The organism is Aeromonas sp. FDAARGOS 1406 (genome assembly GCF_019048565.1).
Classification (GTDB): Bacteria; Pseudomonadota; Gammaproteobacteria; order Enterobacterales; family Aeromonadaceae; genus Aeromonas; species Aeromonas caviae.
Map to the genome: position 1 here is coordinate 2,463,266 of NZ_CP077378.1, position 22,552 is coordinate 2,485,817.

At 58.2% G+C, this 22,552-nt stretch carries 18 protein-coding genes, 1 tRNA gene and 1 pseudogene; 12 read left to right on the forward strand and 8 right to left on the reverse strand.

All coding sequences use genetic code 11. From position 1 onward, the window contains the following. Positions 1-77 precede the first annotated feature (77 nt). Positions 78-1,967: a methyl-accepting chemotaxis protein gene (locus tag I6L36_RS11565; protein WP_216986692.1), complete on the reverse strand. Its 1,890-nt coding sequence runs from the start codon at positions 1,965-1,967 to the stop codon at positions 78-80. Positions 1,968-2,189: 222 nt separating this feature from the next. Here I6L36_RS11565 and I6L36_RS11570 point away from each other — a divergent pair. From I6L36_RS11570 to I6L36_RS11580, 3 genes and pseudogenes are all read left to right on the forward strand, one after another. Then, a pseudogene (locus tag I6L36_RS11570) lies at positions 2,190-2,428 on the forward strand (IS4 family transposase); the annotation flags it as partial. A gap of 286 nt (positions 2,429-2,714) precedes the next feature. Continuing rightward, positions 2,715-3,851, forward strand: coding sequence for an ISAs1 family transposase (locus I6L36_RS11575; RefSeq protein ID WP_114523334.1), 1,137 nt, complete (start codon positions 2,715-2,717; stop codon positions 3,849-3,851). A gap of 4 nt (positions 3,852-3,855) precedes the next feature. Beyond that, entirely contained in the window at positions 3,856-5,001 is a 1,146-nt protein-coding gene (locus I6L36_RS11580) for an ATP-binding protein (RefSeq protein ID WP_216986693.1), read from the forward strand. Here I6L36_RS11580 and I6L36_RS11585 read toward each other — a convergent pair. Continuing rightward, on the reverse strand, positions 4,930-5,877 hold the full coding sequence (locus I6L36_RS11585) for an IS30-like element ISAs2 family transposase (RefSeq protein WP_019706001.1): 948 nt from the start codon (positions 5,875-5,877) through the stop codon (positions 4,930-4,932). The two genes, I6L36_RS11580 and I6L36_RS11585, sit on opposite strands and share 72 nt — an antisense overlap. A 323-nt stretch (positions 5,878-6,200) precedes the next feature. Here I6L36_RS11585 and I6L36_RS11590 point away from each other — a divergent pair, with 323 nt between their 5' ends. The 4 genes from I6L36_RS11590 (at position 6,201) to I6L36_RS11605 (ending at position 10,757) form a co-directional block, all read left to right on the forward strand. Next, positions 6,201-7,232, forward strand: a complete 1,032-nt coding sequence (locus I6L36_RS11590; protein WP_001809438.1) for an IS630-like element ISAhy2 family transposase — start codon at positions 6,201-6,203, stop codon at positions 7,230-7,232. A 132-nt stretch (positions 7,233-7,364) separates the two neighbouring features. After that, positions 7,365-8,750, forward strand: a complete 1,386-nt coding sequence (locus tag I6L36_RS11595) for a tetratricopeptide repeat protein (RefSeq protein WP_216986694.1) — start codon at positions 7,365-7,367, stop codon at positions 8,748-8,750. A 30-nt stretch (positions 8,751-8,780) separates the two neighbouring features. Next, entirely contained in the window at positions 8,781-10,394 is a 1,614-nt protein-coding gene (locus I6L36_RS11600) for an IS1634-like element ISAs25 family transposase (protein WP_049636888.1), read from the forward strand. A 12-nt stretch (positions 10,395-10,406) separates the two neighbouring features. Continuing rightward, on the forward strand, positions 10,407-10,757 hold the full coding sequence (locus I6L36_RS11605; RefSeq protein WP_216987140.1) for a tetratricopeptide repeat protein: 351 nt from the start codon (positions 10,407-10,409) through the stop codon (positions 10,755-10,757). Positions 10,758-10,921: 164 nt separating this feature from the next. Here the strand turns inward: I6L36_RS11605 and I6L36_RS11610 are convergent. Beyond that, a tRNA-Trp gene (locus I6L36_RS11610) sits at positions 10,922-10,998 on the reverse strand. A 202-nt stretch (positions 10,999-11,200) separates the two neighbouring features. On the opposite strand from I6L36_RS11610, the gene I6L36_RS11615 reads away from it, so the two are divergent. The 4 genes from I6L36_RS11615 to I6L36_RS11630 all read left to right on the forward strand — a co-directional run bounded on the left by I6L36_RS11615 (position 11,201) and on the right by I6L36_RS11630 (position 14,129). After that, on the forward strand, positions 11,201-11,743 hold the full coding sequence (locus I6L36_RS11615) for a hypothetical protein (RefSeq protein WP_053288031.1): 543 nt from the start codon (positions 11,201-11,203) through the stop codon (positions 11,741-11,743). A 274-nt stretch (positions 11,744-12,017) separates the two neighbouring features. After that, a complete protein-coding gene (gene pyrB / locus I6L36_RS11620) occupies positions 12,018-12,938 on the forward strand; it encodes an aspartate carbamoyltransferase (RefSeq protein ID WP_010676005.1) in 921 nt (306 codons plus the stop codon). A 16-nt stretch (positions 12,939-12,954) separates the two neighbouring features. Beyond that, the gene (gene pyrI / locus I6L36_RS11625; protein WP_010676006.1) at positions 12,955-13,419 is read left to right on the forward strand and encodes an aspartate carbamoyltransferase regulatory subunit; all 465 of its coding nucleotides are present in this window, start codon (positions 12,955-12,957) and stop codon (positions 13,417-13,419) included. A 218-nt stretch (positions 13,420-13,637) separates the two neighbouring features. Next, entirely contained in the window at positions 13,638-14,129 is a 492-nt protein-coding gene (locus I6L36_RS11630; RefSeq protein WP_039039633.1) for an arginine repressor, read from the forward strand. A 154-nt stretch (positions 14,130-14,283) separates the two neighbouring features. On the opposite strand, the gene I6L36_RS11635 is transcribed toward I6L36_RS11630, so the two are convergent. The 4 genes from I6L36_RS11635 to arcA all read right to left on the reverse strand — a co-directional run bounded on the left by I6L36_RS11635 (position 14,284) and on the right by arcA (position 19,104). Then, on the reverse strand, positions 14,284-15,690 hold the full coding sequence (locus I6L36_RS11635) for a YfcC family protein (RefSeq protein ID WP_053288030.1): 1,407 nt from the start codon (positions 15,688-15,690) through the stop codon (positions 14,284-14,286). 121 nt (positions 15,691-15,811) lie between these two features. Continuing rightward, entirely contained in the window at positions 15,812-16,816 is a 1,005-nt protein-coding gene (argF, locus tag I6L36_RS11640) for an ornithine carbamoyltransferase (RefSeq protein ID WP_216986695.1), read from the reverse strand. Between the two features lie 78 nt (positions 16,817-16,894). Beyond that, positions 16,895-17,821, reverse strand: coding sequence for a carbamate kinase (locus I6L36_RS11645; protein WP_053288028.1), 927 nt, complete (start codon positions 17,819-17,821; stop codon positions 16,895-16,897). 62 nt (positions 17,822-17,883) lie between these two features. Further along, positions 17,884-19,104 carry an arginine deiminase gene (gene arcA, locus I6L36_RS11650; protein WP_053288027.1) on the reverse strand — a complete coding sequence of 407 codons (1,221 nt, stop codon included), beginning with the start codon at positions 19,102-19,104 and terminating at the stop codon, positions 17,884-17,886. A gap of 746 nt (positions 19,105-19,850) precedes the next feature. Between arcA and I6L36_RS11655 the strand changes: the two genes are divergently transcribed. After that, on the forward strand, positions 19,851-20,027 hold the full coding sequence (locus I6L36_RS11655; RefSeq protein WP_174219058.1) for a hypothetical protein: 177 nt from the start codon (positions 19,851-19,853) through the stop codon (positions 20,025-20,027). A gap of 742 nt (positions 20,028-20,769) precedes the next feature. Here I6L36_RS11655 and I6L36_RS11660 read toward each other — a convergent pair. Then, positions 20,770-22,503 carry a methyl-accepting chemotaxis protein gene (locus I6L36_RS11660; protein WP_053288026.1) on the reverse strand — a complete coding sequence of 578 codons (1,734 nt, stop codon included), beginning with the start codon at positions 22,501-22,503 and terminating at the stop codon, positions 20,770-20,772. Positions 22,504-22,552: the final 49 nt, after the last annotated feature.

Here is a 22,552-nt window from a genome sequence, read left to right on the forward strand (position 1 = left end):
GCATGGCGAAATAATATCCATACACAGGATGAATAAAGGCGACCCCAGGGTCGCCTTTGTCACATCCGGGTCGCAGCCTAGAGCCGGAAGCGCCCGATCTCCTGCTCCAGCCGCTCGGTAAGAGACTTGAGCTGGGCCGCCTGGGCGGCCTCTTCGCCAGCCTGGGCCGCCAGCGCCTGGGAGACGTGGCGGATATTCTCGGTGTTGCGGCTGATCTCGCCGGTCACCGAGGTCTGCTCCTCGGCCGCCGCCGCGATCTGGGTCGCCATGTCGCTGATGGCGCCGATGGCCTCGTTGATCCTTCCCAGGCTGAGATTCGCCGCTTCGGCGTCCTCCACGCTGGTGCCCGCCAGCTGGTGGCTGGTCTCCATGCCGCCCACCGCCTTGCGGGTGGTCTGCTGCAGCGCCTCGATCATCTGCTGGATCTCGGCGGTGGAGTCGTGAGTGCGGCGCGACAGCACCCGCACCTCATCCGCCACCACGGCAAAGCCGCGCCCCTGCTCCCCGGCCCGGGCCGCCTCGATGGCAGCGTTCAGGGCCAGCAGATTGGTCTGCTCGGCGATGCCGCTGATGGTGGCCAGAATGCCGCTGATCTGCTGGGCGTGGCCATCCAGCTCGTGGATGGTCTGGCTGGCGTCGGAGACCTCCCCCGCCAGCCCCGTGATGCTGCGCTGGCTCTGGCCGACCTGGGACTGGCCGGCCACCGCGAGGCGCACCGCATCGCCGGCGGTGTTGGCGGCAAACTCGGCGTTGCCGGCGATCTCCTGGGTGGCGGAGGCCATCTCGGTCACCGCGGTCGCTACCATGACGATCTCGTCCTGCTGCTGGCGCACCCGCTGGCTGCGGGCCTCGGCCCCCGCCGCCTGGGTCCGGGACTGGGCCGCCAGCTCGACGGTGACGTCCCGCAACCGGCTGACGATGCCGTGCAGTCGCGCCACGAACTGGTTGAAGTTCTGGGCCAGCTGCCCCACCTCATCCTGGCTGCGGGTGGCGATCTGCACCGTGAGATCCCCCTCCCCGTGGGCGATGTCGGCGAGCGCCCTGGAGACCCGCCCCAGATCCGCGAACAGGTAGTTGAACATGGCGATGAGCAGGGCACCGAACACCAGCAGCAGTACCAGGGTCAGCCCCACCAGTTGCCACAGCAGGGAGGCGAGCGGCGCCTCCAGCACCTCCTTGTACATCACCATGGCGAGCAGCCAGTCGGTGCCGGGCACGCCTTGCACCGAAAGCAGCACCTCGCGCCCGTTCAGGTTGGCGCCGTGCAGCTCGCCGTCGCGGCTCCACGCATCCAGCGCCGCCCCGGTGAGGCCGGGATCCAGCTCCGCCACCTGCTTGAGCGCCAGCTCCTTGTTCGGGTGGCCGACGATGAGGCCGGTGCGGTCGAGCAGCATGGCGTAGCCCTCTCCCTGCACCTTCATGGCCAGCACCTCGTCGATGAGGGCGTCGAGGGAGAGATCCGCCCCGGCCACCCCGATCACCCGGCCCTGGTGGCTCACCGGCTCGGCCAGGGTCACCACCATCTGCTGCATGGTCACGCTGACATAGGGCGGCGTGACGATGAGCTTGCCCGCCTTGTCGGCGTTCTGGTACCAGGGGCGGGCCCTGGGGTCATAGTTGGCGGTGTTGAGGGCGGGATCGTGGCGGGTCATCTCCCCCTGCGCCGAACCAAAATAGGTGAGGCCGAAACCGCCGGAGGTGCGGGTCTGCAACAGGTGGGGCACCAGGGCCGTGTCGGGGTCGCGCGCAATGACGGCGGCCAGGGCGTCGACCGCGTGCTTGCGATCCTCAAGCCAGTTGCCGATGGCCACCGAGTGGGCGTGGCCGTAGTTGACCGCCTCGCTCTGGATGGCGTCAAGGGTGCGGGATTTGAGGGTGTGGAAGGCGACAATACCGAGCAGGGCTGCCATCAGCAGCACTACCCCCAGGCTGGCCGCGAGCAGCTTGCCGCGCAACGAGAGAGTCATGACTACAAATCCTTGTGGTGACAGGAGGCCAGGAACACCCCCATATTGGTAGGTGATATCGGCGGCAGTCCCACTGGACTTTAGTGAATCACCTCAATTTGATTATTTTTGACAACAGGAGCTGCTGTGAGTCACGAAAATCACGAGATCCTCGCCTCCTCTCTCCTCCTTCAGGCGCCCCCCGCCATCCACTGGTGAGGGTGACTGGGCGCGGACGAGCGGCTGTCGTTGATGATGAAAAGACGGGGCGCGCAGAGTGTGATGAGTGGGGCATTATCGATATTGGAAGCGTCGAAGCGCAGTGTGACGTGGTGGCTGCCTCTATTGGAAGCCGTGGCTCATAGTGCCCTGACAGGAATAATGGAAATACTGGCATGGAGACAGCCGAGTATTTGGCCAAGAACGCCTGCCGAATCAAGCAGAGCAAATCGATACAGAACAGGACGTTGGAAGACATTTAAATGGGCTCGCCGCTTAAGGCCCTGTACATAACCTGCGAAAAACCACTTTATCGTGTTGATTTTATTGAATTATTTTAAATATTCTGCATTTTCCCCCCCATGACACTGCCCAGTGACAGCGCCGCCTTGCGCATGTTATTCTCGAGCACTTATTTTGTTTTTTCGGTGAAATATCATGAACGAGACAGCATGGCAGGGCGGGATCGTGAATGTTTTTTAACCATATAAACAGGTTTGACCTCACGATCTGACTATGATCTTATGTGCTCTTTTCTGGAGCCATGTGATGTCAGTCGATGCCCTCTTTACCCGGTTTTTCAGTGAAATCCACGATAACCGCCAGCCCGCGAAAATCTCTTATCCCTTTTACGATGTCCTGTTTCTGACCGTTTGCGCTGTGATTGGTGGCGCTCAGGGGTGGGAGGACATCGAAGACTTTGGCGAGGTCCATCTGGCATGGCTTCAAGATAAGGGACTGTTTCTAAATGGTATTCCTGTGCATGACACCATCGCCAGGATCATCTCCCGCATCCAGCCAGAGCAGTTTCAGGCAGCATTCATTCGCTGGACCCAGGCCATCCAGCAGCAGATGGATGGGGCATTGATTGCCGTTGATGGCAAGACCCTGCGTCGCTCCTATCAACCCGGAGATCGTTCATCGACTATCCACATGGTCAGCGCCTACGCCGCCGCCAACAAACTGGTGCTCGGTCAGGTGAAAACCGCTGAAAAATCCAACGAAATCACCGCCATTCCCGAATTGTTGGCACTGCTCGACATTCGTCAATGCCTGGTTTCCATCGATGCCATGGGCTGCCAGACTGCCATTGCCACGTCTATCCGGCAGCAGGGTGGGGATTATCTGTTGGCCGTCAAGGGGAATCAGCCCAAGCTGCTTGAGGCCGTGAAACAGGCGCTCGCTCCGGCCATGGCCACCCCGCTGTCAGCGCAGACGGCGGCGGTAGAACAGGCTCATGGGCGCGTTGACGGTCGTGAATATCACGTCATCCCGGCCGGGGAACTGGCGGCCCAGTTTGCCGATTGGGACGGGTTGCAGAGCCTGGGTGTAGCCATCTCTTATCGTATTGAAAAAAATCAAAAAATAGCTATAGAACAACGTTATTTCATCAGCTCAAAGGTGCTTGACCGAGATGAGTTTGCCCGTGCCGTGCGCGGTCATTGGGCCATCGAAAACGAGCTTCACTGGGTGTTGGATGTGACGATGGGAGAAGATGCGTGCCCCATCTATCGCGAAGACGCGGCGGAGAATCTGGCCTGTATCCGACACATGGCCGTGAACATGCTAAGGGCGGAAACATCACGCAAAGCGAGCATCAGACGCAAGCAGAAAATAGCGGCGATGAGCAGTGACTATCTGGACACTGTGCTCGCAGCTGGCCTGCAAAAACTCTCTGAAATTTAACAGGATGTTCACGCTCTCACCCTGGACAGCATGGAGCCCCAAAGATTTTCACAATGCATTTTTGGATACCGCATTGCGTGACAAAGATGTGGCAACCTATTATGTAAATCGTTCTCCCGATGCAGCCCACGATATCGTTGCCGAAATCAAACAAGCTATAGATTGGGAAGACTCTCCGGGTTGTTATTTATTTTCCGGCCTCAGGGGTGCAGGTAAAACCACCGAGCTAAAGAAACTGATGCTCGAACTCGAACAAGAAAACATTCCGGTATTTTATTGTGATGCAGGTGATTACCTCGATTTAAATGAACCGGAGATCACCCAAACCGAACTGGTTTTTACCGCCTTGGCCGGGCTATCCCATGGGATTGAAATAAAATTTGGAAAAAACTTCCTCACAGAAAGCATCTGGGAACGTACCAAACGAGCCCTGACCAGTGATGTCGAGCTTAAACCAACCTTGAAGATGGCCAATATCGAAGCTGCCTTTTCACTGCGGGATAATCCGTCCTTCAAAAAAGAGCTGATCCAGTTCGCTCGCGCCTCCAGTCAATTTTTTATAGATGCCAATACCTTTGCCAAGGAAGTCGCCGACCAGGTAAAAGCCAAAACCGGACAGAATAAATTGGTGCTTATCGTCGACTCTCTGGAGCGTTTGTCAGCCCCATCTGGCCACGAACAGGTTCTTTATGACTCACTGAAGGATCTCTTCTTTAATTTTCCTGATCGTTTATCGTTCCCTGACATTACCGTCATCTACACTACACCACCCTATCTGCATGCCGTGTTACCTAATATCGATCAATTCTATTCTGGGACCTACTCACTCTCTAACTTCAAGGTGATGAACAAGCCGGAGCAAGGTCAGATGCCAGAAAAAAATCAGTCCGGCATCGATAAAATATTGGAAGTGGTTAATAGGCGACGTCCTGACTGGGTGCGCTATATCACATTAGAAATCATGAGCGAACTGGCCTGGCTATCTGGTGGTAACCTCAGGCGCATGTTTTCTCTCATCAGGCTCAGTATCAGAAAGGCGGAGCTGATCGCGAATTCAACTTCGAAGTGCGACACTCGCCTATGCCGCCTGACGGTACTCTTCGAATACCTTGACAGGCTGCCTGAATCCGAGACATTTCCGAGGTCGTAGGTTGAGCCACTGCTCCGCTCTCCTGACATCCTCGTCCGTGACCTCTCTCAGGTCTGTTCCCTTTGGGATAAACTGCCTCAACAGCCCATTGCTGTTCTCGTTCAGACCGCGCTCCCACGAAGAGTAAGGGTGCGCAAAGTAAGTCTCGGCACCCAGCGCTTCCTCTATCGCCTTGTGTTCGGCAAACTCGCCGCCGTTGTCAAAGGTGATGGTATGCACCTGCTCGATGTAGGGCGTTAACATCTCGATTATCGCATCCCGCACCACCCCAGCCTGTTTGCTCGCGACCCGCTTGACCAGATAGAGCCGGCTCTTGCGCTCCACCAGGGTGACCAGTGCACCTGTGCCTTGCTTGCCCAGCACCGTGTCCGCCTCCCAATCACCGAGCCGCTCCCGGCTATCGACGATAGCCGGCCGTTCATCAATAGAGCGGGCTTCCTTGATGGGAGAACGCAGGCTGCTCGCCCCCTTGCGGTAGCGCTTGTGGCCCTGGCGCAGATGGCGGTACAACTGGCCACCCCGGGCTTTGTCGGCGGCCACATGGCGGTATATCCACTCGTGACTCACCATGAGGCCTATCTGCTTGCCCACCGCGCTTATCTGCTCCGGGCTCCACCACCAGGCGAGTGTCAGCTCGACAAACTGGATGACATCGGCAGATAGCCGAGATTTGGCCGCACTGGCCCGTCGGTGGGTGGCGTGCTGATGCGCATTGTCTGGCTGGTAGCCCTGCGGCCCGGCGTTACGACGCAGCTCCCGGTAGAGGGTGGAGCGATGAACGCCAATGGCGCGTGCGGTGGCAAGGATGGACATCCCCTGTGCGCGAAGCACCGATAACTGGTATCGTTGCCCCTCGGTCAACTGCTGATAGCTCATGGTGATACTGCTTTTACTTTGGCGAGCAGAAGGGTACCACCAATCAGCAGTTGGCCACCTCTCGCCATTCATCCATGAGTGTCGCACTTATTATCTGAATTCCCGGATAAAGTCAGGTTATCCACTCGCGGATATGCAGAGCGAACCCATCACTCAGGCCATAGTGGAGGAAACCAAACATCTGCATTGGCTAAACGCCGAAGACCGGAAATGGCTAAATAGCTGTTCCGAATAGTAGATCACCGGAGGAAGGGAACTCAGTCCAGTTTGTGCGATCTGATTAGTCGCTAAACAAAACAAGCCACACCCAAAGGACTGAGTTGATGCCTATCCTACCACCTCTGCCACGACCACAACGGCGCCGCATTCACAAAATCATCCATGCCACCCGTGATAAAGGACATGCTCGTCGCTTGATGGCCATCTTGCTGTTACATGAAGGACGCACGATCACCGATGTTCATCACCTTACCGGCGCTGCGCGCTCGACCATCGGTCGTTGGCTTCGGTGGTATCGAGATGAAGGCATAGATGCGCTAGAAGCCTTACCGGCTGGCCGTGCCCCAGTCTTACCTATCGCCAAGATTGTCACCCTACTGGTGCTGCTCATGCAGTTTTCTCCGCAAGATTTTGGTTATCAGCGCAGCCGTTGGTGTACTGAACTATTGGCTATAAAAATCAATCGGTTAACAGGGCTCAATGTGGCAGCCTCCACGCTCCGCCGATGGTTACCTCGTATGGGCATTGTCTGGCGCAGGCCCGTGCCGACCTTGCGGATAAAAGACCCAGCCTATCAGGAAAAAATGGCGAATATCGACGCCGCGCTGGCCCGCTGTGATGCCGATAATCCGGTGTTTTATGAGGATGAAGTCGATATAGACCTCAATCCCAAATTAGGAGCCGACTGGATGTTCAGAGCGCAGCAAAAGCGGGTTGTCACACCGGGGCAGAATGCCAAGCATTATCTGGCAGGCGTTCTCCACGCAGGCAACGGAAGGGTACTTTACGTCAGCGGGATCAAGAAAAACTCATCGCTGTTTATTGCCATGCTGGAAAAGCTGCGCCACCACTACCGACGAGCCAAAACCATCACGTTGATCCTCGATAACTACATCATTCACAAAAGCAAACAGACCGAGCGATGGTTGAAGAAGAATCCCAAGTTCTGCCTGGTGTTCCAGCCAGTTTACAGCCCTTGGGTTAATCACATAGAACGGCTATGGCACAAGTTACATGAAACCATCACGCGCAATCATCAATGCAGAGGGATGGCAAACCTGCTGGCCCGAGTGAAACACTTCATGGATACCGTGTCTCCTTTCCCGGGGAATGGCTATGGCACAGCGAAGGTGTAGCACTATTGGGATCAGTTATTTAGAACACTGCAAGAGAGAGTGGTAATTTGGCACAGCACATGACTGCGCTGGAAAAAGATCTGCCACCCATTATTCGTCTGTTCGATCATTCATTGGTACTGAACTATCAAAATGGCAGTATCTGGTATCAAGTTCCCCCGATCATTTACCAACATGTCTGATAATCATCTCGAACGACTTTGGACTGAAATTAAGCTGCTGCTGGATTGGCATCAGGACTTCTCCCTTTTCTTTGTACTGGTAGAAGACAGTCGCGCCGCTATCACCCTGCGCGAGCACGTCAACGACCTGATGCGATCCCACTGCAAGCCACTAAGATGGCTCCGCTCAACGGATGCAAGAAAGGCCGAAACCACCCTAATCGCCGAGCTGTTTGACGAGACGCGCACTCAAGGCGCCCCGGTGTGGCTTGAGTTATCGGCGGTGGATGCTGTAGTCAATGCCTCACCAGAATCAAGCCAAACAGAGCAACCCTGGGATCGCGCACGAAAGACCATCCTCTCCATTCTCAATAAACGCCGCTCAGAACTGGAAAAGCGCCTCAATAGCCCCTTGTTTATCCAGCTGCCCCTCTCTTTTGCTCCGCACATCGTGACCATGGCGCCAGACCTTTGGAGCATCCGCCAGCAGCTTATCGAATTACCCCGGATGCTCGCTCAACCAGATATTTTTCACGAGCCCCCTATCCCACCGCTCCCGGAGGATCGGGCCACCCTCGACCAACAGGTGAGCAGTCGGCGTGAGGCGCTCAGGCGCGCCGAAAACGCATGTCAGAAAAAACCGTCTGCAAAAAATATGCGACACCTTGCAGTAGCCCAATCTCAACTGGCAAAGATGCTGTGTCGCATTCATCTATTCGAGGAGGCGTTCGAGCTTGAACAGAAAGCGAACGCGACGTTTCGCTCTCTTGTAAGCAAATGGGGGCAGCAGCCCCAGATGCTAAGAGATCTTTCAGTCTCTCTGAATAACCTCGCTGATATCGCTCGGGCTCAGGGACGACTTGAGATCGTCCAGACCGCCTGTGAAGAAAGCCTGACCCTTTGCCGCAGCCTGCGAGCCAGCCTTGGCGATACCCCGCAGGTGCTGCGGGATCTCTCCGTGGGGTTAAATAAGCTGGGAGATATCGCTCTCATACAAGGTCGACTTGAAACCGCCCAAGCCGCCGTTGAGGAGAGCCTTGCCCTGCGCCACAATCTGCGAGCCAGTCTCGGCGATAGCCCGCAGGTGCTGCGGGATCTATCCATCTCACTCGAACGACTTGGCGATGTTGCCCACGCCCAGGGGCGGCTTGACGCCGCCCAGGCCGCCTTTGAGGAGAGCCTGACCCTTCGCCGCAGCCTGCGAGCCAGCCTCGGCGATACCCCGCAAGTGCTGCGAGATCTCTTCGTCGCGTTAAACAGGCTGGGTGATATTGTCCACGCCCAGGGGAGGCTTGAAGCCGTCATTCCGCACCTGATTTTGCTATTTTCAGTGCTTGACGGCGATCGGCCGTTCTGATCTATTACTCTCTTTTGCAGGTAGATCATCATGGCCGCACCCGCTATCTCGATCCGTAACCTCGATCACCTTGGTTTGGTCGCCGCACTCTGCCAGGAACTGGGCATTGCCCGCATGATCGATGCCTTGCTCCCCAAAACCCCGCCTTTCAAGGTCTCACATGGTGAAGCCTTGGTCGCCATGATAGTGAACGGCCTCGGCTTTCACAGCAGCACCCTGCACATGTTCCCGCAATTCTTCGCTAACAAGCCGGTTGAGCGCCTGATTGGCCCCGGGATCTGTGCTGATGACCTCAATGATGATGTGCTCGGTCGCTGTCTCGATGCCCTCTTTGAGGCCGATGTCAGCGCCTTGTATCAGGTGATGGCGGCGCAAGTTGTCGAGCGGCTGGGGCTCAAAAGCACCGCAGTGCACCTCGATATTACCAGCTTCCACGTCGATGGCGCCTATGACTGTGCCGATGGGGATCTGGTCGGTAAGCTGCAACTGGTGCGTGGTTATAGTCGTGATCACCGGCCAGAGCTGAATCAAGTGATCCTTGAGCTCATCTGTGAAAATCAGGCCGGCCTACCTGTCTATATGCAGGCCCTGAGCGGCAATAGTAATGACACCAAAGCCTTTGCCCAGACCGTTCGTCGCCATTTGAGCAGTCTCAAGGCCGCGCAGGAGTGCCGTTATCTGGTCGGCGATGCCGCACTGTACTGCGCCGATACCTTGCAATTACTGGCGCAACAGCAGCAACTATTTGTGACCCGGGTGCCCGTCACTCTCAATGAGGCAAAGCAGGCCGTGGCAACCATAGGTGCACAACCGCTGACCGCTCTGGGCAATGGCTATCATGGCCGTTGGCAACACGCGAATTATGCCGGGGTCGCGCAACGTTGGTTGCTGGTGCGCAGCGAACAAGCCAGCCACCGCGAGCAGCAGACATTGGCCAAAAACCTGCTCAAAGACAGTACCCGCGAGCTCAAAGCCTTCGCCAAATTGTGTGCCCGACGCTTTGCTTGTGAGGCGGATGCCCAAGCTGAGTTGAGCTGTTTTACCGCCAGCTTGATGCTGCTGCAACTGGATGCCGAAGTGGTAGGTGAACCCGTTTATACAGGACGTGGCAGACCCAAGCGTGGCGAAGAGCCAATTGGCCATCAGTTTCAAATCACTGGGTTGGCGGCAACTAGCCTGGCTTGCGTTGAAGAGGCCCACAACCAGACCGGGGTGTTCATCCTGGCGACCAATGACCACAGCGATACGCTGACCATGGCCGAACTTTTGGCCACCTATAAAGCGCAGCAGAATGTCGAACGGGGCTTTCGTTTTCTCAAGAGCCCGGAGTTTTTAACCTCCTCACTGTACCTGAAAAAGCCGGAGCGGATTGAAGCGTTGCTCATGGTGATGACCTGTAGCCTGATGATTTACGCAGCGTTGGAGCACCGGATCCGGCAGGGATTAGTGGAGCAGAATCGCAGTGTGGCGGATATGAAAAAGAAACCGACCCAGCAGCCGACGGCCCGTTGGATCTTTTTGCGCTTTGGTGGCATCCATGAATATCGACTGGGAGAAGCTCCGCCACAAGTAACGGAGCTAACAGGAGACCAGCAGATCATTTTGGAGGTATTGGGTGAGCGCTATCGGCAAATTTATTCCTAAATCAGGTGCGGAATGTCGGTTGAAGCCGCCCAAGCAGCCTTTGAGGAGAGCCTGACCTTTTGCCGCAGCCTGCGAGCCAGCCTCGGCGATAGCCCGCAGAAGCTGCGGGATCTTTCCGTCTCACTCGAACGACTTGGTGATGTTGCCCATGCCCAGGGGCGGCTTGAAGCCGCCCAGGCCCTATTTGAGGAGAGCCTGACTCTTTGCCGCAGCCTGCGAGCCAGCCTCGGCGACAGTCCGCAAGTGTTGTGGGATCTATCCATTGTGTTAAACAAGCTGGGGAATATTGCCAATGACCAAGGGCGATTGGAGGCGGCGCAGGCCGCCTTCGAGGAGAGTAAAGCCCTTGAACAGCCGCACTAGCACCCCGCCATGGCACAATGCATCAACAGGAGTGCTTGAGTCGTCACACTCAAGCACTCTTTAATAAACACCGAAACAGGTGGCTGCGACGGAGGGAATAATCGGAATTTCATCAGATGACAGAAATGCGAAAGGCCAGCTCAATGAGCTGGCCTTTCTGAAAATGGCAGGGGCGGCAGGACTCGAACCCGCAACCATCGGTTTTGGAGACCGCTGTTCTACCAATTGGAACTACGCCCCTGCAACAAACGAGGCGTAGTATACAAAGCGGAGGTCAAAGGTAAAGGCTTTTTTTCTCACTTTCGATGCGATCGAACAAATGACGAGCAGATCCCCGCAATTCCAACAAGGAGCGGGGGTAAGCTGCTGTATTTGCAGCCCCGACGGGGTAGGAATGGGACACAAATGGGGGTAGGGTGAAACCAGGCTCAGGGAGGCTGCCCATGCTCAATTACCGACTGCTGCAACAGCTTGCGCCCCTCAACTTCCGGGATGAGCGCAAGACGGAGACCCTGGCCGATTATCTGGACAGAGTCTCTCCCCTGGCGCCCTCCATTCCCTCCAATGTGCTCGCCCAGTGGATTTACCGTCATTGGCGCGGTTTTGAATCCAACTGGAGCTTTATCGATCTCGCCAGCCACCAGTTCGAGTGCGAGCACTGGCCCACCGCGCAGATTATCGAGCAGATAGACTCCCGCCACATGGAGGTGATCGATCGCTGGGGCGAGATGCTGCGCAGCAACCGCTACGTGCGCCGCTCCTGGCTCGGCGATGACATGCTGCGCCGGGGCACCTGGTCCGAGCCTGTCATCGTCCTCGCCACCGCCCCGGGCACCTGCTACCCGGACGGTCACCCCCTGCCCCATCCCTACTGCCTGCTGGAGGGGCACCACAGGCTCGGCTACCTGCGCAGCATGGCCGCCGATGGCGCCCCCTTGCAGGCGCAGCACGCACTCTGGATTTGTCGACCCGTTCGCGACACTTAAACGTTTTTCTGGCCAAATCCTGCCTATGAAATAAATTTTTGACAATTCAAAAACCAGCCCTATAATCGGTGCGGTTTTGAAAAAGGTCGGGACAGGACAATGCCGTTTTTGATGAAAAAAGCAGCCTTGCAGACGGGTGGAGCGCACCAGAGCGGCCCCGTTGTTTCCGGTTCCCGTCCCACAGATCCCCCGTTTTTTTTGAAAAGAGCCCCTGTTTCAGGGGCTTTTTTTTGTGCCGGAAAAACCTTCATTGATGCCAAAGGGAATGCAGACGATGACCAATCCACTCTATAACAAACACGTCATCTCCATCTCGGATCTGACCCGGTCCGACATGGAACTGGTGGTCGCCACCGCACAGCGGTTGAAGGCCGAACCCGACAGCCGCCTGCTGAAAGACAAGCTGGTCGCCAGTTGCTTCTTCGAAGCCTCCACCCGCACCCGTCTCTCCTTCGAGACCGCGGTCCAGCGCCTGGGCGGCAACATCATCGGCTTCGCCGACGGCGGCAACACCAGCGCCAAGAAGGGCGAGACTCTGGCCGACTCCATCAAGATCATCAGCTCCTACACCGATGCGGTGGTGATGCGCCACCCGAAGGAAGGGGCAGCCCGTCTGGCCTCCGAGTTCTCCCGGGTGCCGGTCATCAACGGCGGTGACGGCTCCAACCAGCATCCCACCCAGACCCTGCTCGACCTCTTCTCCATCCACGAGACCCAAGGCAAGCTGGACGGCCTCAACGTCGCCTTCGTCGGTGACCTGAAGTACGGCCGCACCGTCCACTCCCTGGCCCAGGCCCTGAGCCTGTTCAACTGCCGCTTCTTCTTCATCTCCCCGGAGGCGCTGGCCATGCCGGACTACCTCTGCGAGGAGCTGGAAGAGAAAGGCATCCGCTTCAGCGTGCACGAGACCATGGAAGAGGTGATGCCGGAGCTCGACATCCTCTACATGACCCGCGTCCAGAAGGAGCGCTTCGACGAGACCGAGTACAAGCACATGGCCGCCAAGTTCGTGCTGGAGCTGGCGACTCTGGAAGGGGCCAAGCCCACCATGAAGATCCTCCATCCCCTGCCCCGGGTTGACGAGATCGAGGTCGCCGTCGACAAGACCCCCCACGCCTACTACTTCCAGCAGGCGGAGAACGGGGTCTATGCCCGCCAGGCACTGCTGGCACTGGTACTGAACGAAACCGTCTAAGGGAAAGGGGAACATCATGTCCGAGAAGAACCAACTGCAAGTCGAAGCCATCCGTCACGGCTCCGTCATCGACCACGTCCCCGCCGGCCAGGGCATCAAGATCCTCAAGCTGTTCCAGCTGATCGAGACCCAGGAGCGGATCACCGTCGGCTTCAACCTCAAATCCGGCGCCCTCGGCAAGAAGGATCTCATCAAGATCGAGAACACCCGTCTGACCGAGCAGCAGGCCAACCAGCTTGCCCTGTTCGCCCCCAAGGCGACCGTCAACATCATCGAAGACTTCGTGGTGGTGAAGAAGCACCAGCTGGCGCTGCCGGAGTTCATCGAAGGGGTCTTCCACTGCCCCAACTCCAACTGCATCTCCCACAACGAACCGGTGGAGAGCTACTTCCGGGTGCGCGAGGTGAAAGGGGCGGTGCGGATGAAGTGCAAATACTGCGAGAAGTCCTTCACCCAGGACATCGTCAGCGAACGCTACTGATTTCCTGCCGACAAAGGATATCCATGTGGGCCCCGTCGGGCCCATTTTTGAACCCTGTCACATCACTTATTCCCCCTTTGGTTATAATTTGCCATCCCGTAATGGATATACCTCGCTCATCCCCTGCTTGAGTGCTCCTCACTAGTGTTTTTCGCTATGAAAAGCCGGAACGACAGACTGGGCGAGACCGCCATCGCTCATCGCCAAAGGAAGTCGCCATGGTCAACACCCTCAGCCGCCCAGCAGAACCAGAGTCCGACCTGGCCCAGCTAGACGCCTGCCGCCAGATCATCGGCCAGCACTGTTACAGCACCCAGGAGGAGATCCGCCGCGAGCTCTCCGCCCGCGGTTTTGCGGACATCAGCCAGTCCACCATCTCCCGCCTGCTGCGCCGTCTCGGGGTCGCCAAGGCCCAGAACGCCAACGGCAAGAAGGTCTACACCCTGGTGGACGAGCAGCTGGAGCCCGCCGGCAGCACCCGCTCCATCCACGACATGGTGCGCGCCGTGGTCCACAACCAGCAGATGGTGCTGGTGCATACCACCCCGGGGGCCGCTACCGTGGTGGCTCGCCTGCTGGATCGAAACGCCAATCCCGAGATCCTGGGGGCCGTGGCCGGCAACGACGTGGTACTGATCGCCCCGCGCCACATCAGCCGAACCCGCCAGGCTCACGCCGCCGTGGTGCGCACCCTGGAAAACGCCCGCTGACCCCTGCTGGATGCCAGAAGGCGACCCTGGGGTCGCCTTTTTGTTGCCCGCGCGGCAAGGAGCCAGACCACGGGAGAGCCCGGGCGCCCCGCCTTGCCAGCCATCAAAAACGGGAGCCCCAGGCTCCCGTTGTTGTCCCTATGTCTGTCGGCATTCATGCCAGCACGGCACCCAGGCTCAGGCAGAGCACGATCAGCACAGTCAGCATGCCGAGCAGCGGGGCCACCCACTTCAGCCAGCGCACATAGGGCACCTTGGCGATGGCCAGTCCCCCCATGACCACGGCGGAGGTCGGGGTCACCAGGTTCACCAGGCCGGAAGCGGACTGATAGGCGGTGACCACCAGCTCGCGGCCCACGTTGGCGAAGTCGGCGAGCGGCGCCATGATCGGCATGGTCAGCACCGCCAGACCGGAGGAGGACGGCACCAGGAAGGAGAGCACCACTTCCAGCACGAACATCACGTTGATGAAGACGATGGTGGAGAGGCCGGTCACGATCCCCTCTGCACTGTGCAAAATGGTGTGGGTGATCATGCCGTTATCCATCACCACCACGATACCGCGGGCGATACCGATGATGAGGGCCACGCCGAGCAGATCGCGGGCACCATCGATAAAGTTGGAGGTCAGCTCCTCCTCGCTCATGCGGGAGATGACGCCGACGATGATGGCGGCAGCCAGGAACACGCCGGAGATCTGCGCCATCCACCAGCCCAGCACGGCCACCCCGTAGATCATCACGGCAAAGGCGGCGACGAAGATACCCAGCACGATCTTGCGGGTGGTGGTGAACTCCAGCATCTGGTCGCTCTTGTTGCCAAGGAACTGGGCACGGTTCTCTTCCCACTTGTCAGCCACCAGGGACTTGCTGGGATCGCTTCGCACCATCTTGGCGTAACGCATCACATAGGCCACGCAGATCAGCCAGCCGGCCACCAGCATGGCGACCCGCAACCAGATGCCGTCGGTGAAGGAGATGCCGGCCGCGTTGGCGGCGATCACGGTGGCGAACGGGTTGATGGTGGAGCCCAGGGTACCGATACCGGCGCCCAGCAATACGGTCGCGGCAGCTACGACAGGGTCGAAGCGGGCCGCCATCATCACCGGCACCAGCAGGGTGTAGAACGGCAGAGACTCTTCCGCCATGCCGTAGATGGTGCCCCCTGCGGCGAACAGCGCCATCAGGATCGGGATCATCCACTCTTCACGGCCACGCAGGCGATCGGTTACACGCTCGATACCTGCATCAATGGCACCTGTCTTGGTCACGATGCCAAGGAAGCCACCGATGATCAGGATGAAGAGGGAGACGTCGATGGCGCCAGCCTCGTAGGTGTCGTGGTTGTAGAGACCGTCGATGGGTGCCAGCAGCACGTCGACGATCCCCTGGGGATTGGCATCCACCAGCTTGTAGGTACCGGCCACCGGCACTTCCTTGCCGAGGGCCTCGTTCATGGTCATCTCGTATTTGCCGGCCGGCACTATCCAGCTCAGGGCGGCCACCAGGGCGATCAGCACAAACAGTATCGTGTAGGCTGACGGGAACTTGAATTTGGTCATGGTCCAGCTTCCTTCTGTGGGTGTGGTATCCATGCAGGCTGCGGGTCGTAGGGTTGGAGGTATTATGCCGCTGTCACATGGTTGAAAAGCCGGGGGTCACCCCCCGGCACCACTGACGACGTCAGTCGCCCAGCGTAGCCACCATCACTGCCTTGATGGTGTGCATCCGGTTTTCCGCCTCGTCGAACACGATGCTGTGCTCGGATTCGAACACGTCCTCGGTCACTTCCAGGCCCTTCATGCCATATTTGTCGGCCACTTCCTTGCCCATGCTGGTCTCGTCGTTGTGGAACGCCGGCAGGCAGTGCATGAACTTCACATCCGGGTTCTTGGTCGCGTTGATGACGTCCATGTTGACCTGATACGGGGTCATCAGTTTTACCCGTTGATCCCAGGCTTCCTTCGCTTCACCCATGGAGACCCAGACGTCGGTGTAGAGGAAGTCGGCACCCAGCACACCCTCTTTCACGTCTTCGGTCAGGTGGATGCGCGCACCGGTCTCTTCGGCGATGAGGCGGCAGGTGGCAACCAGCTTCTCTTCCGGCCAGAAGGCTTTCGGCGCCACCAGGCGGATGTCCATGCCCATCTTGGCGGCGCCCACCATCAGGGAGTTGCCCATGTTGTTGCGGGCGTCACCCAGGTAGGCGAACTTGATCTGATCCAGACGTTTGCCCTTGCCGTGCTCCAGCATGGTCATGAAGTCCGCCAGGATCTGGGTCGGGTGGAATTCGTTGGTCAGGCCGTTCCAGACCGGCACACCGGCGTAGGCACCCAGCTCTTCGACGATCTCCTGGCCGTAGCCACGGTATTCGATACCGTCATACATGCGACCCAGTACCCGGGCGGTGTCCTTCATGGACTCCTTGTGACCGATCTGGGAACCGCTTGGGCCGAGGTAGGAAACTTGCGCGCCCTGGTCGAAGGCCGCCACTTCGAACGCACAGCGGGTGCGGGTGGAGGTCTTCTCGAAGATCAGGGCAATGTTCTTGCCGACCAGATGCTTGCGCTCATAGCCACCGTATTTGGCTTTCTTCAGGTCGATGGCCAAGTCAATCATGTATTGGATTTCGCGCGGGGTGAAGTCCAGCAGTTTCAGGAAGTTACGGTTACGCAGATTAAAAGCCATGATGAGTTCTCTCTATATTTGTTCAGACCAATTTGGCAGTGTTATTGACTACGCAGTTGTTCAGACCAGAGCCTTGGCTCAGGCATTGACGGTATTGGTGGCGACGATGTTGGTGCCGGCTTCCCCCTTGAGGATGGCGAGGCCATCTTCCAGGGCGCCGATGCCGACCATGCCGCCGGTCGCCTTGACGAATTCGCAGGAGGCTTCGACCTTGGGCCCCATGGAGCCGGCATCGAACTTGACCCCGGCCAGCTCGTCCGGGCTGGTGACCCGCAGCGGACGCTGGGTCGGCTTGCCCCAATCCAGATAGACGGCATCGGCGTCGGTCAGGATCAGCAGGGCGTCGGCCTTGATCTGCTTGGCCAGGTAGGCGGCAGACATGTCCTTGTCGATGACGGCCTCGATGCCGGTCAGGCTCTGGCCATCCCAGGTCACCGGGATGCCACCACCACCGGTACAGATGATGAGGTGACCCTGGGCAATCAGGGTTTCGATGGCGTCGCCTTCGACGATGCGCTGGGGCAGCGGGGACGGCACCACGCGGCGGAAGAACTTGCCGTCGGCCTTGACCGACCACTGCTTCTCGGCAGCCAGGGCGCGGGCCTCCACTTCTTCATAAACCGGGCCGATAAACTTGGTCGGGTTGGCAAACGCCGGATCCTGGGGATCGACCTGCACCTGGGTCAGCAGGGCGGTGACGTTGCGGCTCGGCATCAGGTTCTTCAATTCCTGGATCAGCATGTAACCGATCATGCCCTGGGACTCGGCACCCAGCACATCCAGGGGATAGGGGGATACCTTGGTGTAGGCGCTGTTTTGCAGGGCCAGCAGGCCGACTTGCGGGCCGTTGCCGTGCACCAGCACCACGTTGTAATCCTCGGCGATGCGGGCGATGGTCTTGGCGGCGGTGGCGATGTTCTTGCGCTGGATGTCGGCTTCCAGAGGTTCACCGCGGCGGAGCAGGGCATTGCCCCCCAGGGCGACGACGACAGTTGGTTTTTTCATGGGTGTTACTCTCGAATTCGGGTGTGTGTGGCGCCAGCCTCTGCCGGCGCCACGCCGTCTTGTCAGATGCCGTCACGTTCCATCGGGCAGCTCATGCAGCGGGCGCCGCCGCGGCCACGTCCCAGCTCTTCACCCGGGATGGGCAGCACAGTGATGCCGGCCTTGTCGTACTTCTCGTTGGTGTAGGTGTTGCGCTCGTAACCCACCACCACGCCGGGGCGCACGGTCAGCACGTTGTTGGCGTCGTTCCACTGCTCCCGCTCGGCCTCGAAGCTGTCGCCGCCGGTGGTGATGAGCCTGAGCTGATCCACCCCCAGCGCCTTCTCGATGGCGGTCACGAAGTAACCCTCTTCCTTGATGTTCATCCCGGTGGTACCTCCCGGGGTCAGGCTCCAGCAGTTCACATCCTTGCGGATGACTTCCGGATAGACGGAGAAGGTGTCGACATCCATGTGGGTCATGACGGTGTCGAGGTGCATGCAGCTGCGGTGTTTCGGCAGCTCCATGGCGATGACCTGCTTCGCCTGACCGTGCTTGAACAGGCTGCGGGCCAGGTGCTCCACCCCTTGTGGCGTGGTGCGCTCGGACATGCCGATGAGCACGGCGCCACGGCCGATGACCAAGACGTCGCCCCCTTCGATGGTGGAGTTGTCGTAGTCGCGCTCCTCGTCACCGAAGTACTTGATGAACTCCTGACCGGCAAACTGCGGGTGCCAGCGGTAGATGGCCTTCACGTGGTTGGTCTCGCGACGACGGGCGGCCTTGGCCATGGGGTTGATGGAGACGCCGCCATAGACCCAGCAGGAGGTATCGCGGGTGAAGAGGTGGTTGGGCAGCGGTTCGATGATGAAATCGGTCGGGGCATGCATGCCGACCACCATGTTGACGCCACTGTAGGGCATCTCGGAGTAGGTCAGGCCGCCGGAGAGGATGCGGGCCAGCTCGCGGTGAGGCATGTCCGCCAGGAAGCAGCGCACGTCGTTGGCCAGGGCAGTGCCGAGGCGATAGTCGGAGACCTGGTGTTGCAGCAGCCAGGCTTTGGCTTCCGGCACGTCCAGGGTTTCCGCCAGCAGATTGGTCAGGAGGAAGACTTCGACATTCTGATCGCGCAGTACCTGAGCGAATTTGTCGTGCTCCTGACCGGCACGTTCCACGGACAGGACGTCGTCAAACAGCAGATCCTGGCAGTTGGAAGGGGTCAGACGCTTCAGACTGAGGTTGGGGCGGTGCAACATGACACGGCGCAACTGGCCAACTTCAGAACCTACATAAAATTTGCTCATGATGATATTCCGTCTAGCAGTGGTCCCTGCGAGTGATTGAATAGATTCCTTCTATTCAGGCTCGTGGCTAAGGCGGGATATTCTTTATGTAGGGTACTCGGCTTGTGTTCTATCCTGCCCTTGCCTTTCGACGCAGAGATTAGGTCTGGCAACTCCACCAAACTTGGACATTGATCACATTCACCCGAGACTGCATAAATTCAGAAGTTAATTTATGATGGAGTTTACATATCTGACATTTCCTTCACCCTCCATCCGGCATAAATACGCAATAAAGCCCCAATATATTCCACAAAGAACGCAATTTCATTCATCCATGATATCCATAAATGGATAGCCACAAATAAAAAACATCAAATAAATCATTTTATTAAAATCAAATCGCTCATTTTTTGAATAAACTTCACCCACCTTTGAATTTATACTCGCTTATCATCCCGTTTGCTCCCACATAAATAATCACCTGCTCCTTTATCGCTGAATAATCCATCTCTTGTCCCAGATCATGGCGGCCTGCCCGGGCCAGATGGCGAGCCTCATTGCCAAGTTGTGTGCACTATCTCTTTTATATGGATATGCATTTTGCACGCATCCTGATGGCGCCTTTTTCACCGACCGGAGTGCAACCGGGATTCAAAGTTTTTTCATTAGTTGAATTTTTTCAGTCACCTTGCGCCGATTTCGGGTTCGCCTTAACTCAAAAAGTGATGCTTGTCACATTCGTTCCCGTCACCAAGGAGATAACCATGAAGATCCCGTCGCTGTTTCTGCTCGTCGCCCTGGTCCTGCCCATGACACCGGCCTTGGTGCATGCCCAGGGAGCCCCCGCCATGCCGCTGGTGGTCTGTCACGTTGACCAGACACCCCAGATGCTGGTACCCGCCTACCTATGCCAATGGCACGGTGGCAGCCAGCATCCCTGACCCTCTCGCCCAAGGGGAGGCGAGCTCCTCTTGGGTCATCCCCGCTTTACCTCCTTTATCTCCTGAATGGGATCCGGACCACGCCACCAGCATCATGCCCATTGCCCTCCTCCACCCTCATCTGCGATCGACACTGACCGGCCTCCCCGGATTCTGAACCGCAGTTAAACGCCTTGTGAGATATTCGCCATCGACTGCGTAAGCAAAGCACCAATAAAATTCTCGCCATAGTCGGAAGATGCGCGTGAAAAAACAGCATGAGAGATCATTAAAACCATGATTTTAAAAAAGATAACTTCATTATCCTTTCGCGGGAAACCAGTTTGAACAAAACGTTTTTCAGCATGTCATTGTCGCCCTGCGCGAAATCCTTATAGTTACTCCTGCACGGACGCAATGAAGTCGGTCAGGAAGACTGGCTGCCAGGGTTGGGCAAATGGACTCACCACAGGATGTGGTAAAGGACACCTCCCAGGACGGAGAAAGTGCGACGGGAACGGATGACTCGTCAGGCCATGATGGCTAAAGGACACCCCAAAGGATTGGGAAGGGGAAACCTAAAGGAAGAGGTATAGTCAGGGATTGCAGGGAGCAACTTCGTTCAAGGATATGAGCGATAAGACTATCGGGGGCGACGCAAGTCGCCCCCATCTTTTTTGGGTATTTTTCACGTCTGCCCGCTGATGGGTCACCCCGACCACGGCATTGCTGGCCAGGGTAACCGGGACTCGCCCAGCCGGCGCTATTCCAGCCGGAAGTGCCCCACTATTTCCCGCAGCCTGTCATAGGTGCGCTGCATGGCGTTCGAGCTGTCCACGGTGCGCTCGCCATTCCCCTTGAGCTGGGTGATCACCTCGGCGATGGCACTCATGTTGCGATTGATCTCCTCGGCAACGGCACTCTGCTCCTCTGCGGCCGTGGCGATATGGCCGATGAGATCGTTGATCTCCACCACTTCTCCCGCCATCAGATCCAGTGACGCATTCACCTTGCTGGTGTTTTCCGCCGCATCCTGGCAGCTCTGCCGGGTGTTGCCCATGGCGGCCACCACGGTCTGGGTGCCCCGTTGCAGCCGGGTCAGCATGGTCTGGATCTCGGCAGTGCTCTTCTGGGTGCGTCCCGCCAGAGAGCGCACTTCGTCCGCCACCACCGCAAACCCCCGCCCCTGCTCACCAGCCCGGGCCGCCTCGATGGCGGCGTTGAGGGCCAGCAAGTTGGTCTGCTCTGCGATGCCACCGATGACCCCGAGAATCGAGCCTATCTGCTGCACATCCTGCTGCATGGCTTCGATGGAGTGTGCCGTGGTCTCCACCTCCGTCACCAGCGCAGTGACGCTGGCCATGGCCTGATCCACCACCTGACGCGACTGGTTGGCCAATTGCTGGCTCTGGCCGGTCAGCTGGGCAGTATTGGCCGCGCTCTCCGATACCGAGACGGCAGTACGGCTCATCTCGTTGATGGCGGTGACCACCTGTTCGGTCTCCCGCACATGCTCCGCCAGCAGGCCCTGGGCCGACCCCGTCTGCCTCGCCAATGCCGATATCCCTTCATTGAGCTGGCCGCTCGCTTGTCTCACCTCCCCCATCATGCCCTGCAACTGCTCGATGAAACGGTTGATGCCCGCCGAGATCTGGCCGAGATCATCCTTGCTAGTCACCGTGAGCCGGCGGGTCAGATCCCCATTGCCCTGGGAGAGCTCCTGCACCAGGTCGCGCAGGGAGAGGATGGGTCTATAGGCCAGGTTGAGGGCCACCATGGAGAGGGCCAGTACCAGCGCCGCCACCCCGAGCAGGGCCAGGGTGATCTTGCCGTTGAGCGCCTGGGTCATGGCCCGGATATAGTCGAGATCCACATAACCGGTCAGGGTCCACTCGCTGCCGCGAATATCCAGCTTGTTGGGGCGGCTCTCGCTCTCTCCCTGGGGCTTGCTGCTGTAGAGCACCTGTCCCTGACTGTCGGTGAGGGAGAAGTAACGCCCTTCCCCGCTTACCTTGGTCAGCAGCGTCTTGAATTCGCTCATGTCGAGGTAGTAGAGGTAGGCGGAGTCGGCACCACGCGGCACCAGGATGGAAATGACGGGTTTGCCGTCCAGCTGCTCCAGCGGGCTGACGGTGATCTGGTTGTTGGCGGCGGGGATCAGCTTGCGCAGGGCGTCAACCCTGGCCTTGTCGTCGATGACCCCGTTCGCGTCGAATGCCATGTCGCCAATAAGCTTGACGATGTTGTGAAAGCCGGTCTCCTGCAGCGCCTTCTTGACGCTGGTCACCCCGAGGTTGAGGTTGGCGGCCAGCAGCACCTTCTGGTTGATGTCACCCGCCAGCTTCTCCCTGACCAGGGTGATCTGCTCGTTGATGTTCTGGGTGGCCTGGGTGCGGATGTAGCCGCTGATGAAGTGGTTGACGCTGAACCAGGCGGTACCGATGGTGACCAGAATGGCGAGCAGCAACAGCACGTTGATTTTGACTTTGAATGCCATGGTATGGGTCCCTCCAAAGAGAAAGGGCCGGGATGACCCGGCCCTCCCT

Coding starts and splice junctions, on each gene's coding strand:
- I6L36_RS11660 (WP_053288026.1), bottom strand. CDS start 22,503: ATGGCATTCAAAGTCAAAATCAACGTGCTGTTGCTGCTCGCCATTCTG.
- I6L36_RS11630 (WP_039039633.1), top strand. CDS start 13,638: ATGGTCAACACCCTCAGCCGCCCAGCAGAACCAGAGTCCGACCTGGCC.
- argF (WP_216986695.1), bottom strand. CDS start 16,816: ATGGCTTTTAATCTGCGTAACCGTAACTTCCTGAAACTGCTGGACTTC.
- arcA (WP_053288027.1), bottom strand. CDS start 19,104: ATGAGCAAATTTTATGTAGGTTCTGAAGTTGGCCAGTTGCGCCGTGTC.
- I6L36_RS11575 (WP_114523334.1), top strand. CDS start 2,715: ATGTCAGTCGATGCCCTCTTTACCCGGTTTTTCAGTGAAATCCACGAT.
- pyrB (WP_010676005.1), top strand. CDS start 12,018: ATGACCAATCCACTCTATAACAAACACGTCATCTCCATCTCGGATCTG.
- I6L36_RS11600 (WP_049636888.1), top strand. CDS start 8,781: ATGGCCGCACCCGCTATCTCGATCCGTAACCTCGATCACCTTGGTTTG.
- I6L36_RS11615 (WP_053288031.1), top strand. CDS start 11,201: ATGCTCAATTACCGACTGCTGCAACAGCTTGCGCCCCTCAACTTCCGG.
- I6L36_RS11655 (WP_174219058.1), top strand. CDS start 19,851: ATGAAGATCCCGTCGCTGTTTCTGCTCGTCGCCCTGGTCCTGCCCATG.
- pyrI (WP_010676006.1), top strand. CDS start 12,955: ATGTCCGAGAAGAACCAACTGCAAGTCGAAGCCATCCGTCACGGCTCC.
- I6L36_RS11580 (WP_216986693.1), top strand. CDS start 3,856: ATGTTCACGCTCTCACCCTGGACAGCATGGAGCCCCAAAGATTTTCAC.
- I6L36_RS11645 (WP_053288028.1), bottom strand. CDS start 17,821: ATGAAAAAACCAACTGTCGTCGTCGCCCTGGGGGGCAATGCCCTGCTC.
- I6L36_RS11590 (WP_001809438.1), top strand. CDS start 6,201: ATGCCTATCCTACCACCTCTGCCACGACCACAACGGCGCCGCATTCAC.
- I6L36_RS11605 (WP_216987140.1), top strand. CDS start 10,407: ATGTCGGTTGAAGCCGCCCAAGCAGCCTTTGAGGAGAGCCTGACCTTT.
- I6L36_RS11595 (WP_216986694.1), top strand. CDS start 7,365: ATGGCAGTATCTGGTATCAAGTTCCCCCGATCATTTACCAACATGTCT.
- I6L36_RS11565 (WP_216986692.1), bottom strand. CDS start 1,967: ATGACTCTCTCGTTGCGCGGCAAGCTGCTCGCGGCCAGCCTGGGGGTA.
- I6L36_RS11585 (WP_019706001.1), bottom strand. CDS start 5,877: ATGAGCTATCAGCAGTTGACCGAGGGGCAACGATACCAGTTATCGGTG.
- I6L36_RS11635 (WP_053288030.1), bottom strand. CDS start 15,690: ATGACCAAATTCAAGTTCCCGTCAGCCTACACGATACTGTTTGTGCTG.